Here is a 12,369-nt window from a genome sequence, read left to right as displayed (position 1 = left end):
GGCCGCTCAAACGCCCTTGTTTAAATGGCTGTGCTTGCGGCCATAGAGGAAATAAATCGCAAGCCCGATCACCAGCCAGACGGCGAGCCGGATCCAGGTATCGGGCGGCAAGCCGATCATCAGAAGCAGTGACACCGCCGCGCCGAGCGGACCGACGACCACGATCGCGGGCGCTTTGAATGGCCGTTCAATGTTCGGATGCCGGAAGCGCAAAATTACCACGCCGATGCAAACGACAACAAAGGCGAACAGCGTTCCGATCGAGACGAGCTCTCCGACAAGGCCGATGGGGGCGAGGCCGGCGAGAACAGCGACAATGATGCCGGTCGTGATCGTCGTGATATAGGGCGTACGAAATTTCGGATGTACGCGCGCCGCGAATGGCGGCAGAAGGCCATCATGCGCCATTGCGTAAAAGATGCGCGTTTGTCCAAGCAACAGCACCAGGACGACAGAACTTAAGCCGAGGATGGCGCCAAGTTTTACGATCGGTGCGAAAAAGCCGAGGCCGATGTGATCGACACCTACGGCGATCGGGTCCGGCACGTTCAGTTGGTCGTAGGGGATGATGCCCGTGATCACCAGGCCAACGAGCGCGTAGAGGAGCATGCAAAAGAAGAGCGAACCGAGGATCGAGCGCGCCATGTCGCGTTTGGGATCGATGGCTTCCTGTGCCGCCGTCGAGATCGCATCGAAGCCGATATAGGAAAAGAAGACAACGCCTGCGCCGCGCAACACGCCGCCCCACCCGTAATGTCCGGGCCCCAAAGCCGGGGGTATGAAGGCGCCATGCGGATTGGTTGCGGTGACCCAATTCGATGTCTTGAAGAAGAAGGCGCCGATCGCAATGAAGAGAATGATGATCACAAGCTTGATCGCGACGATCACATTGTTCGCGACTGCCGAGTCGCGAATGCCGATCACGAGCAATGTGCTCATCAGCATGATGATGAAAGTCGCAGGAAAATTGAAGAACGCGCCGGTATGAGACCAGTGCCCGCTTATGGGATCGAACGCGAAGGGCGCACTGGCATAAGCCGACGGAATATGCAGCCCGATATTGTTGAGGAAACTCGTGACATAGCCGGACCAGCCTATCGCGACTGTTGTCGAACCCAGCGCATATTCGAGGATCAGATCCCAGCCGATGATCCAGGCGATGAATTCGCCCATGCTCGCATAGGCGTAAGTGTAGGCGCTCCCCGCAACGGGGACGGCGGAGGCAAGCTCGGCGTAGCAAAGTCCCGCCAGCGCGCAGGCAAAGCCTGACAACAGGAAGGAGAGGACGATCGCCGGGCCGGCATATTCGGCTGCGGCATGACCGGTGAGGACGAAAATGCCCGCCCCGATGAGGCCGCCAATTCCGATCGCCGTCAGACTTACAAGGTTGAGCGTGCGCTTAAGGGGCGGGCGACCGTGCGCAAGAATGCTCTGGGATTCGGCATTTGTCGCTTCCGCTTCGAGAACCGCCAATGATTTGCAGGCAAAAAGATCGGCCATGCGGTCCCCCAGTTTGGTTCAGTCTACAAGTTGCAGCCGTTCAGGAAAGGCGGTTGCGAGAGCGTCTTTTCGTGGCGCAATGATGCCGCGTTCGGTGATGAGTCCTGTCACAAGGCGCGCGGGCGTCACGTCGAACGCCGGATTGGTGGCACGACTTCCCTCCGGCACGATGCGCACCGTTTCGAGCCGGCCATCGTCCGTCCGTCCGCGCATGTGCGTGACTTCGCGCGCATTGCGTTCTTCAATCGGAATGTCGCGCACACCGTCCGCGATCGCAAAGTCGATAGAGGAGGAGGGCGCCGCGACATAAAACGGCACGTCGTTGTCCTTTGCCGCGAGGGCTTTGAGGTAAGTGCCGATCTTGTTGCAGACGTCGCCGGTTGCTGTTGTGCGGTCGGTGCCGACAATCACGAGATCGACGCCGCCATGCTGCATGATGTGGCCGCCGGCATTATCGACGATCACCTGATGCGAAATGCCTTGCTGCGAAAGTTCCCAGGCGGTGAGCGAGGCGCCTTGGTTGCGCGGCCGGGTCTCATCGACATAGACGTGAAGATCGATGCCGGCATCCTGCGCTTTGTAGATCGGCGCTGTCGCCGTGCCCCAGTCAACCGTCGCAAGCCAGCCGGCGTTGCAATGAGTCAGGATGTTCACGCGCGATTTGCGCTCCGCGATCTCGCTGATCAGCGCGAGGCCGTTGACGCCAATAGCGTCACAGATCGCGACATCGAGATCGGCAAGTTCGCCAGCTTTGGCGAAAGCGGCCTCGGGCCGTGCGGCCGGCGGCAAAGGCGCGAGCGCCGCGCGCATGACGTCGAGCGCCCAAGCGAGGTTGACGGCTGTCGGCCGCGTTGCGAGCAGTTTTGCGCTTGCCGCAGCAAGACCGGAATCGCCCGGATCGTCGCGTAAGGCGATAGCCAAGCCATAGGCTGCGGTGACGCCGATCAACGGCGCGCCGCGAACTTTCATGTCCTTGATGGCCGATGCGAAGTTGTCGAGCGTGACGAGTTCCGAAATCACGAATTCGTGGGGCAGGCGGGTCTGATCGATGATCATGACCCCTCCGCCATTCGCGGCCGGCCAGATCGTACGGGTCGGCTTGCCGTCAACGCGCATCTAAGATCCTGAAAGAATGTGGTTTCGCAGGGAGGGTCGAGAATTTGTGCGGCGAAAGCATGGGCAGGTTTGGCAAGCAAGCGCCGCGCCGGAAATGTGCGATTTGTCGCAAACCTGCCGCCTCCGGACGGGGAAATGCCGATTCTTCAACAAGCTTTTAACGAAATCCCCTGCAACGTTGCGAATGTCTTAATCTGCTGCCGGGACACATGCCATGGATTCCTCTGCCGATCCGCAAGCTTTCGACGATAAGAAATCCGAGTCTGTGCCTGAAGGCGCGGCCGATGCCGCACCCGCTGCGCCGGGTGAAGCGAACAACACGTCGCACGCGCTGACGAAGTTCGAACCGAAAGCCGCGACCAGCGCGAGCGGAGCCGAAAGCGAGGAGCCGCCGGAAGTCGAATCGTTTCCCGGTTCGGCGCTGGTTATCCTGCCGCCGCAGAAAGAAAAGATCGGCAGCGGCTTCAGCGCCGGCGAGCGCCTTGGTGGTCCAGCGCGGATGAAACGGAGTTCATTGACAAATAATGCCATGCGCGCTGCGGCGGTCCTGCTTATCGCAGGGGGCGCCTATGCCGTTGGCAGCCATTATTTGTCGGCTCCCGGATCGGCTCCCGCGCATGCTGCGATGGTGCCGCAATCTGCGACGGTCGCTGCGATCGCTCCGCCTGCGACGGAGGCCACGCCATCGGCCGTATCTGTCGGCTCAGACGAACCGCAACTCGCCGCGCTTCGCCACGAGACGGTCGCGCTCAACAGCGAAGTTCACAAGTTGCAGGCACGTCTCGCGGCCTTGCAGGGCGAACCCGACCAGATGCGCAGCTTGCGGAAAAGCCTTGATGGGCTGAAGGCCGGCTTCGAGGCCGAAAAAGCCGATTACAAGGCGCAGATCGCGCAACTGACCGCCAAGCTCGACCACGCTCATGCTGCTACGGCCGAAAAAGCGCGCGTCGCGCGTCTCGACGCTCAAGCTATCCAAGCGACGCTCGACCGTGCGGCGCGGACAGAGACCACGTCGGGCGATTCAACCGGGTCGATCCCGAATGCGGCCGCGCCCAGCCCGGTCACGCTCGCCTCTGCCGTGGCGCCCCGCCATGCGTCGCAGCCACTCAACGATTGGGTCGTGCGCGATGTTTATCGCGGCATCGCCTTGGTCGAAGGGCCGCAAGGTGCCATCGAAGTCATGCCGGGTGATACGCTTCCGGGTGCGGGGACGGTGCGTGCGATCGAGCGGCGCGGCGATGGCTGGGTCGTGGTGACAAGCCGCGGCTATGTCGATTACGAGCACGATTAGAGGGAAGCGGCCGTCCGCCTCCCTTTCACGATGGGGCGGCGGGAAGGCGGATCGGCGCTTCCAAGCATTTCAATCTGAGCGATTGCTTCCGCAATAGGCGGCTGCGCAATGGCTGACGGTGCCCGTCCAGCGATCCAGGACGACCACGAAGTTCTGCGCCTCCACGATTTGGTATCGGAAGAGATACGCGGCCAGCAACAACGCGAACACCGCCAAGCCAAGCCACGCTATGTTCAAGAATCTCATTTCCGTCTCTTCGAATGCGCCATGTAACCGCATCGAACTCAAACATATTTCGTACATCAAAAGCGATGGTATTCAGCGTTAGGTGCGGCCGGAGCGAAACTGCGCGCGGCATAGCGGGCTGAGTTTCGAAAAGTTCGCAATCATACAGGCTTTGACCGGGCGCTCCCACGGGATGTATTGGCGGCACAGACGAAAGGCGTCTGCGCGACAGGCGCGTCGTTGCTGCGGGGTTCCCGCCGCAAAGGCTGGCGCCGCGCAGATTGAAACGAGCAACAGCGCCAAGCAGACACGAAGGATCGAGTTCATCATTTGCCTCTCAAGATAAAACTTACGTCATTAATGGTGACATTTGTCGTCTAGGATTTTCGCCTCGTCCGTATCTTTGAACGTCATTCCTGAAGTTGCGTGCCCTCCGACAATGATTGTGCCGACTTCGGTCCATGTTCCGTCGCTCCCGCGCTGCCACGCATCGCAGGGAACCTTGTTCAAGTCCTGAGGCCAGTTTTGGATCGTGTAGGTAGCGGCGCTGGCAAAAGCAGAGGACGCGGATAAAAACACAAGGGCGAGAAACGTTCTCATAGCGACCTCTAAAGTTCGCGACGGGAATTTTGAAGGTTGCTCTGGTTGCAGCCTCGTTCAACCTTTTGTTTTCTGAGCCTGACACCTAGGGTCAGGACTCATTGATTAGAGCCAGAAGATGACGGCGGCTGCGATACAGATGGCAGACATGAATGTATGGGCGCATCGGTCGTATCGGGTGTGGATGCGTCGCCAGTCCTTGAGCCTGCCGAACATGTTCTCGATCTTGTGCCGTTGACGATAGAGCTCGCGGTCATGTTCGATCGGCTTTTTTCGGTTTGACTTCGATGGGATGCAGGCCGCGATGCCGCGTTCGGTAAGAGCCCGGCGAAACCAGTCGGCATCATAGCCCTTGTCAGCGAGCAACTGCTTCGCGGACGGTAGAGCATCGATCATCAGGGCCGCGCCCCTATAATCGCTCATCTGGCCTTCGCTGAGCAGCATGATGACGGGGCGCCCCTGACCATCGCATACGGCGTGCAGCTTGGAGTTCAGGCCGCCCTTCGTGCGGCCGATACGTCGGGAAACAGACCCTTTTTTAAAAGGCTGGCGGCGGTGCGATGCGCTTTCAGATGCGTCGCATCGATCATCAGACGAGATGGCTTGCCGGCCTTGCGTGCCAGTTCGGCGAAGATCTTGTTGAACACGCCGAGGCGGCTCCAACGCACAAACCGATTGTAGATCGTCTTGTGCGGACCATAGCCGGGCGGCGCATCGCGCCAGCGCAGACCGTTTCTGATGACGAAGACGATGCCACTGATCACCCGCCGATCGTCAACCCTCGCAATCCCGTGCGACAATGGAAAATACGGTTCGATCCGGCGCATCTGCGCCTCCGACAGCAACAACAAATCAGCCATGGCGATGCCTCCCGACATCCCCATTGAATCAATCCGCTAACCCTCACGCAACAATTTAATGGGTCCTGAGCCTAGTCTTACTGCGTCATAAATTTCGTAGCCTGACTTTCTTGATCGGTCGTGCACAGCAGGGACATCGCGCGAGTTGTCTGGCGAGCGCGACCGTTAATCGTCGTCGCATGGTCGCGATGGAGTTTGGGATGTGACGTTCTGTGCGCAGCGGCAGAGCCGCGGGGTCGCTGATTGGCGGAAAGACAAGGCGTTTGGAAGACCCCGCCGGGACGCATGCCCGAGGGGGGAATCGTCTGCCTTTCGCAGATCAGGAATCCATAGGAGGCAATGCACAGCGTCGCGTGATGATGGAAGCCGCGCCAGCCGCGGCCTTCGAAGTGCCCCAGGCCGATCTCCTGCTTGAGATCCTGATAATCGCGCTCGATGCGCCAACGCAGCTTTGTAAGGTCAACCAGACGCGTGAATGCGATTTTCTCCGGCAGCGTCGAGAACCAGTATTTTATCGGTTCAGCTTCGCCCTTGGGCCACTCGATCAATAGCCATTCTTCAAGCCGCGCCTCGGACAGATTGTAATCGCGATGGGCGGCACGAACGCGCAGGCGTGCGAAACGCGAGGTGAGCGGCTCGGCGGTTCCTTCGCGCCATGTGACCGTGCGCCAGGCTTTGGCCGGCAGGCTCTGCGCCAGCGCCTTCACCGAGATCGGTTGGTGGTGGCTGTCGCGGCGCATCAGGCTGGGTGGGCGGCCGCGGCCTGACCACGCCTTGGGACGAGCCGGTGCGGTGCCCGGCGCCCACACTGTGGTGTTGGGCAGAATGCCGGCGACATAGGTCAAGCCCAAGGCGGCAATGGCCCGGCGCAGCTCCGTGTTGGCGCCATAGCCAGCGTCCATCAGGACGACGCCGCGAGGCAGTCCCGCGTCATAGGCCGCGCGGATTTGCGCGAGCGCGATCTCGGGCTTGGTCTTGAAGCCGATCTCCTGAGGCACATGGGCTTTGCACCGCCGCAGTTCGTCGTCGGCCCAGTCGTGCGGAAGATAGAGCTGATAAGCTACCGGCAGGCTGGCGTGCCTGTTGGCCAGCGACAGCGAGACGGCGACCTGACAATTATCCTGCTTGCCCAGCTGGCCGCAATATTGCCGCGCCACGCCGACCGAATGCCGGCCTTTCTTGGGGAACCCTGTGTCATCGATGATCCACGCCTGGATTGGTCCATGGTCCTCGATCTTCGGCAGGACCATCTCCTGCACCTTGGCCAAAACCGCCTCATCGGACCAGCGTCCCTCACCCACGAAGTGCAACAGGGATTGGTGCTGTGCCGCCGTCCGTTCCGGCGCTGTCACCGCCGCCATCGGCTCAACGCTCTTGCGTTCGACCGGCATCAGAAGCCCGGTGCAATAATCGCGTAGCGGACGAGCTCGGTCCACATGACCGAGCACGCTCACCAGCCCTGCAACGTAACCCAAAACCGTTCCGCACAGCCATCCGTTCGAAGATCCATCATGGCCTCCGTGCCGAAATGAATCTCCCAAGCCTACGTGAGTCGCCTCCGCAAACCGCCGCGGCTTTCTGACTCAGTAAGACTAATCCACTGTCTTTGTCGGCATCCAAGAAGACGAAGCGCCCTCTTTAAGGGCGCGCTCGACTGGCAGTGGGTTTGCGACGAAATATGCGCCCAACGGTTCTCCATGCCACGCAGATCATTCCACCTGTTAAGACGAGCAGGCCGACCGCCACCGCGCCCGAAACATAGGGGTATGCATAGACCACGTAGAGCAATCCGCTGGTGGCGATGTCCTCAGTTGTAGAAAGGGCGATATTGCTGAACGGCTCGGGGCTGACGTTGACTATCGCGCGCGCCCCGGCTTTGCCGCTATGCGCCAGCAGCGCACCGCCGCCGCCAAGAATGAAAGCCACCACCTGCATCGTGGGATCGGACGGATCGACGATGGCGGTCGCCAAGAGGGCGCCGCCTATTGGGCGGATTGCCGTATGGACCGTATCCCAGATCGTGTCGATCCACGGCACCTTGTCGGCAAAGAACTCGCAGAGCGTTGCCAATGTGGCGGCGCCCATCACCCAAGGGCTAGCCAACACGCGCAACGCCTGAAGATGCTCGGGTAGCGGCACGATATGCCAGTGCATCGCAAGGCCCGTCGCAAGAATGCACAGATAGAGCCGCCAGCCTGAAAGCAGGCTGACGCTGGCGGCGATGCCGAGCAGTGTTATGATTCCAGGATGTGTATTCATCGGAGCGTCTCGCTTCCATATCGAGCCGTGAGACGGGCTCGATCAGCTTAGCGCAGCGTGTGGCCTTTTTTCAATTTCATGACCCGTTCGCCGCACCGTTGACGCTCGGAGCCGGTGAGGCAGCCCCATGTTCGCCGTCGATTAAAGCAATGTATCGGGAGTTAGCGTCTTGTGCGGCTGTCGATTGGCGTGACCTGCGGCCCATCTGCGGTTATTTTGCCACGATGCAGAGAATCACCCTTGTTCTGATCATATTGACCGCCATGACCGTTGTGCCGGCTCAAGCCATCCAGGACAGCTTCACCCCTCGGCTCATCGAGGCCGTCCAAAATTATCTGCAGGCTTATGAAGTCTGTCTTCGGCGCGTCATCGCGGCTTCGCCGGTCGCGGGCAAGAAGCCCGAACAAATCGCGACGGCAGCTATCAAGATATGCAAGGAACGGGACGCCGATGTCAGGGCGACAAGACGGCGGGTGTATGGGTTCCCGAGCGTGGATAACTTCATGGCTGGGACAGGCGACAGGATATTCGCCTTCAGCGTGGAGCTGGCAAAGGCCCACATCGCAAACTCGGGTCTTCGGTAGCGTCCTGGGTCCGAACGCCGCAGATGCCCAACACATCGAACTTAGACACTTAAAGCTAAACCAGAACTTTAAGTCCGAACTCGGCGGCGCTTTCGCTGAGCCAATGACAGAAGGCGGCCGCGAAACTGCGCGGGACAGCGACGTCATAGGTCGGCGCGTCGTCGATCTGCCAGATAACGACATTGAGATGCGCGCAGGAGGTCGAGGCCGCATCGCCCGCCTGAAAGGCGCGCGGATGCAGATCGACGCCAAGTCCTTTCTCGAATGTAGCGCGCGCGTTTGGACCCGCGATCCGCAAAACGGCATAGCCGCTCGATTGATCCGTGATCGCGGCCGTCTCGCCCAGGCCTTGACGCAGCGCGTTCACCAAATTGTCGCCGCCTTCGCGCACGGCTAGCCAAGCGCGGGGACCCGTTGCGACCAGTATGAGGCCACCGCCTGAACTCATTTTGCTCCCCAACGTGAGTTCGACGCCGAAAGCCTCTTTAAGGCGCTGCGCGAATTCGCCAATTGGCCCGCGCGCGATGATTGTCGCAATCTGCGGCGCGCGTTCGCGCACGTTGACGCCGGGCAGGCCCGTGAGCCCGATATCTTTCAGAGCGCCGACACAGGGCGAGCGAAATTCCAATACTTCACTCATGCAGCCATTTCCCTTCGGGATCGACGAAGATCGGGGGAAACGACCTCGACCTCGACATCGCCGTTGCGGACGGGATCGTAGGCGCGGACATATTCGCCGATGCGCGTCGCACCGTGCTTGAGCAGCCCCAGCCCGACCCAGCAGCCGGCGTGCGGCGAATAGGCGACGGAGGTCATATAGCCCTCGTCATTCTCTGCGCTTTCCGCGGCGTCGAGGGGTAGGAGATGCGCGCCGGAGCGTAGCCGCTGGCCCGGGTCGACAGGCTTCAGGCCGACGAGGCCGGGCCGTTCCGGATCGGTCAGCGCCGGACGATCCGCCAGCACGCGGCCGATGAAATCTTTTTTCTTGGAGAGCATCTTGCCGAGGCCGAGATCCGCCGCCGTCGTCTGGCCGTTCAGCTCGGGCACGGAGACGTGCCCCTTCTCGATGCGCAAGACGCCCAGCGCTTCGCTGCCGTAGGGTACGACGCCAAACGGCGCGCCGGCGCGCATCAATGCGCGCATGAGGCTGTCGCCATAATTCGCCGACACGGCGATTTCGTAGGCAAGCTCGCCCGAGAAGGAAATGCGATAGAGCCGCGCCGTGACGCCGCCCCAGACGAATTCGGCGCAAGCGAGGAATGGAAAGGCCTCATTCGACATATTGAACGCATCGCCGAACAGGTTCTTCAAGAGTTCCCGCGATTTGGGACCAGCAACGGCATATTGCGTCCATTGTTCGGTGACCGACACCATCGCGACATCGAGCTCCGGCCATAGAACCTGATGGCAGAATTCGAGATGCTGCATCACCTTGCCGGCATTGCCGGTGGTGGTCGACATCACATATTCCTCCGGGCCAAGCCGCGCGGTCGTGCCATCGTCGAGCACGAAACCATCTTCGCGCAGCATGAGGCCGTAGCGCGCTTTGCCCACCGGCAGAGTCGAGAACATGTTGACATAGACGCGATCGAGAAAAATACCGGCATGGCGGCCCTGAATGTCAATCTTGCCGAGGCTCGAAACGTCGCAGATGCCGACCGCCGCGCGCACCGTCTTCACTTCGCGGGTCACGCTTTCGAGCCAATCACTTTCACCGGCCTGTGTGAACCAGCGCGGCCGCAACCATTGTCCGGCTTCGACCATTGTCGCGCCGTTTTCGAGCGCCCAGTCATGGCCCGCGCAATAGCGCGTCGCCTTGAAATGCTTGCCGACATGGCCACCGGCCAAAGCCCCGATCGCAACGGGCACATGCGGCGGCCGGAAGCGCGTCGTGCCGGCATCGTGCATCGTGCGGCCGGTCAGATGCGCCATCAGCGCTTGACCGTTGACACTCGACGTCTTGCCTTGCTCGGTCGCCATGCCGAGCGTCGTGTAGCGCTTCAGATGTTCGACCGAGCGGAAGCCTTCGGTCTTGGCGATGGAAATGTCTTTGGCGGTCACATCGTTTTGCTGATCGACAAAGGCTTTCCCTTTGCCACCCTCGATATACCAGATCGACGACGTCGAGCTTGGCTCGTCATCGGCGCGCGGAATATCCGCGGGCGTTGCCGCAAAACCAAGGTCGGCGGCGAGCGTTTGGCCGGTTTGCATTCCAGCCTTCAGGCAGGCGCCAAGGCCGAAATCGCCGGCCGCGGCTCCCGCGACTCGCATGCCAAGCGGAAGTTCACCGGGCAAAAAGGCGCTGTGCGTATCCGACCAGATGGGCTTGCCGCCAAGATGCGTCGTCAGCCCCACTTGCGGATTGTGGCCGTTGGAGACCGCCAGCACGTCCACGTCGAATTGAAGCACTTTGTCGTTCTTTCGCACATCGATGCGCTTCAATCCGAAATGTCCGTGCGTGCCGGTCACGAATGCATCGAGCAGAATGCGGACGCCGGCGCGGGCGACGGGCCGGGTGAGTGAGTCCGCGACGCTGCCTCGCGAGTCGATCATGATCTCGATTTCGAGACCGGCGTTCAAGACGTCCTGCGCGGCGAGCCAGCCGTCATCCGACGACACGAAGAATGCGATCTTGCGGCTGGGCGTTGCGGCGAAACGGTTGACATAGGTGCGCAGCGCAGAAGCCAGCATTACGCCCGGACGATCGTTACCGTTGAAGACGATAGGCCGCTCGATCGCGCCCATCGCATTGAGCGTGCGGCGCGCAACGATCTGCCAGAGACGCTGGCGCGGCTGGTGCGGCGCTGGTTGCGGCAGATGATCGGCGACGTGTTCGAGCGCGCCATAGACACCGCCGTCATAGGTTCCGAAAACAGAGGTGCGGCGGAAAATGCGCACGTCCGGCATCGCGGCCAGTTCCGCTTCAGCATTTGTGACCCATTCGGTGCCGGGCATGGAATCGATTTCGCGTGCCTCAGATAACAGTCGGCCGCCCAAGCGGAAATCTTCCTCGCACAAGATGACGCGTGCGCCTGCGCGCCCGGCGGCCAGAGCCGCAGCAAGACCCGCCGGTCCGGAGCCGATGACCAGCACATCGCAATAGGCCGTCGCGTGCTCGTAATGATCCGGATCGGGCAGGGCGCTCGCTGCGCCAAGCCCGGCAGCGCGGCGGATCGCCGGCTCATAGACCTTCTCCCAAAAGGAGGCGGGCCACATGAACGTCTTGTAGTAGAAGCCGCCGACGAAGAGTGGCGCGAAAAGCTGATTGATCGAAAGAATGTCGAGGCTGAGCGACGGCCAGCAATTCTGGCTTGTCGCAACGAGGCGGTCATACAGCTCGATCGTTGTCGCTTTGGTGTTCGGCTCGCGCCGCGCGCCGTCGCGTAGAGTGACAAGTGCATTCGGCTCTTCCGGCCCGGCGGTGAAGATGCCGCGTGGCCGATGATATTTGAAGGACCGGCCGACGAGTTTGACCCCATTCGCCATCAACGCGGAGGCGAGTGTGTCGCCGGGATGGCCGAGGTAATTCTTGCCGTCGAACTTGAAAGCGATTTCGCGGCGCCGATCGATGAGGCCGCCGTTTGGCAGACGCAGCAGAGCGCTCATCGCGCGCCCTCCCTGGCGAGAACGGCGCTTTCGATTGTATGCGTGCGCGTCTCACGCACGACTTTCAGCCACGAGCGACAACCGAACGCATGATACCAATATTCCTCGCTCGGGCCGGCGGGGTTGGTGCGCAGATAAGCATAGTCGAAGAATTTCTCCGCCGCGTCTGGCGCTGCGGGATCGGGGCGCGGGCCTGTCGCTTCGCCGAAGGTGACGAATTCGGAAAGGTCGCGGAAACCGCAATAGGGGCAGGGGATACGCATGGCGTCTACATCACGATGGTCTTAGAGCGGGATTGAAACAAAAAACCGGTCTCCACTTTTTTGCA

General features: G+C 61.0%; 11 protein-coding genes and 1 pseudogene. 3 read left to right on the top strand and 9 right to left on the bottom strand.

Translation table 11 applies throughout. The annotated features are described in order from the left end of the window. Nucleotides 1-6: 6 nt before the first annotated feature. A complete protein-coding gene (locus tag WDN02_RS17025) occupies nt 7-1,500 on the bottom strand; it encodes an amino acid permease (RefSeq protein ID WP_337294614.1) in 1,494 nt (497 codons plus the stop codon). Between the two features lie 18 nt (nt 1,501-1,518). Continuing rightward, a complete protein-coding gene (gene mtnA / locus WDN02_RS17020; RefSeq protein ID WP_337294613.1) occupies nt 1,519-2,616 on the bottom strand; it encodes an S-methyl-5-thioribose-1-phosphate isomerase in 1,098 nt (365 codons plus the stop codon). A 214-nt stretch (nt 2,617-2,830) separates the two neighbouring features. Between mtnA and WDN02_RS17015 the strand changes: the two genes are divergently transcribed. Both WDN02_RS17015 and WDN02_RS17010 read left to right on the top strand, forming a co-directional pair. Then, the gene (locus tag WDN02_RS17015) at nt 2,831-3,907 is read left to right on the top strand and encodes a hypothetical protein (protein ID WP_337294612.1); all 1,077 of its coding nucleotides are present in this window, start codon (nt 2,831-2,833) and stop codon (nt 3,905-3,907) included. Between the two features lie 108 nt (nt 3,908-4,015). Next, complete coding sequence (locus WDN02_RS17010; RefSeq protein ID WP_337294611.1) at nt 4,016-4,180, top strand: hypothetical protein; 165 nt, start codon at nt 4,016-4,018, stop codon at nt 4,178-4,180. Between the two features lie 657 nt (nt 4,181-4,837). On the opposite strand, the gene WDN02_RS17005 is transcribed toward WDN02_RS17010, so the two are convergent. The 4 genes from WDN02_RS17005 to WDN02_RS16990 form a co-directional block, all read right to left on the bottom strand. Further along, nucleotides 4,838-5,332, bottom strand: a complete 495-nt coding sequence (locus WDN02_RS17005) for an IS5 family transposase (protein WP_337294929.1) — start codon at nt 5,330-5,332, stop codon at nt 4,838-4,840. Beyond that, the gene (locus WDN02_RS17000) at nt 5,224-5,592 is read right to left on the bottom strand and encodes a transposase (RefSeq protein ID WP_337292878.1); all 369 of its coding nucleotides are present in this window, start codon (nt 5,590-5,592) and stop codon (nt 5,224-5,226) included. Before WDN02_RS17000 ends, WDN02_RS17005 begins: the two co-directional genes overlap by 109 nt. 77 nt (nt 5,593-5,669) lie before the next feature. Beyond that, the gene (locus WDN02_RS16995; RefSeq protein WP_337294610.1) at nt 5,670-7,067 is read right to left on the bottom strand and encodes an IS701 family transposase; all 1,398 of its coding nucleotides are present in this window, start codon (nt 7,065-7,067) and stop codon (nt 5,670-5,672) included. Nucleotides 7,068-7,230: 163 nt separating this feature from the next. Then, nucleotides 7,231-7,851 carry a DUF4126 domain-containing protein gene (locus WDN02_RS16990; RefSeq protein ID WP_337294609.1) on the bottom strand — a complete coding sequence of 207 codons (621 nt, stop codon included), beginning with the start codon at nt 7,849-7,851 and terminating at the stop codon, nt 7,231-7,233. Here WDN02_RS16990 and WDN02_RS16985 point away from each other — a divergent pair. Further along, entirely contained in the window at nt 7,842-8,435 is a 594-nt protein-coding gene (locus tag WDN02_RS16985; RefSeq protein ID WP_337294608.1) for a hypothetical protein, read from the top strand. The two genes, WDN02_RS16990 and WDN02_RS16985, sit on opposite strands and share 10 nt — an antisense overlap. A 55-nt stretch (nt 8,436-8,490) precedes the next feature. Here WDN02_RS16985 and WDN02_RS16980 read toward each other — a convergent pair whose 3' ends face one another. From WDN02_RS16980 to WDN02_RS16970, 3 genes and pseudogenes are all read right to left on the bottom strand, one after another. Next, nucleotides 8,491-9,075, bottom strand: a complete 585-nt coding sequence (locus WDN02_RS16980; protein ID WP_337294607.1) for a sarcosine oxidase subunit gamma family protein — start codon at nt 9,073-9,075, stop codon at nt 8,491-8,493. Beyond that, a pseudogene (locus WDN02_RS16975) lies at nt 9,068-12,041 on the bottom strand (sarcosine oxidase subunit alpha family protein). Before WDN02_RS16975 ends, WDN02_RS16980 begins: the two are co-directional and overlap by 8 nt. After that, nucleotides 12,038-12,304, bottom strand: coding sequence for a sarcosine oxidase subunit delta (locus WDN02_RS16970; protein ID WP_337294606.1), 267 nt, complete (start codon nt 12,302-12,304; stop codon nt 12,038-12,040). The pseudogene WDN02_RS16975 and the gene WDN02_RS16970 overlap by 4 nt, the downstream one beginning before the upstream one ends. Nucleotides 12,305-12,369 lie beyond the last annotated feature (65 nt).

Origin of the sequence: Methylovirgula sp. (assembly GCF_037200945.1) — a bacterium.
Lineage (GTDB): Bacteria > Pseudomonadota > Alphaproteobacteria > Rhizobiales > Beijerinckiaceae > Methylovirgula.
The sequence above is the reverse complement of the archived record's forward strand: the minus strand, read 5'-3'. Positions and strand labels throughout refer to the sequence as shown.

Coding starts and splice junctions, on each gene's coding strand:
- WDN02_RS17025 (WP_337294614.1), bottom strand. CDS start 1,500: ATGGCCGATCTTTTTGCCTGCAAATCATTGGCGGTTCTCGAAGCGGAA.
- mtnA (WP_337294613.1), bottom strand. CDS start 2,616: ATGCGCGTTGACGGCAAGCCGACCCGTACGATCTGGCCGGCCGCGAAT.
- WDN02_RS17015 (WP_337294612.1), top strand. CDS start 2,831: ATGGATTCCTCTGCCGATCCGCAAGCTTTCGACGATAAGAAATCCGAG.
- WDN02_RS17010 (WP_337294611.1), top strand. CDS start 4,016: ATGGCTGACGGTGCCCGTCCAGCGATCCAGGACGACCACGAAGTTCTG.
- WDN02_RS17000 (WP_337292878.1), bottom strand. CDS start 5,592: ATGGCTGATTTGTTGTTGCTGTCGGAGGCGCAGATGCGCCGGATCGAA.
- WDN02_RS16990 (WP_337294609.1), bottom strand. CDS start 7,851: ATGAATACACATCCTGGAATCATAACACTGCTCGGCATCGCCGCCAGC.
- WDN02_RS16980 (WP_337294607.1), bottom strand. CDS start 9,075: ATGAGTGAAGTATTGGAATTTCGCTCGCCCTGTGTCGGCGCTCTGAAA.
- WDN02_RS16970 (WP_337294606.1), bottom strand. CDS start 12,304: ATGCGTATCCCCTGCCCCTATTGCGGTTTCCGCGACCTTTCCGAATTC.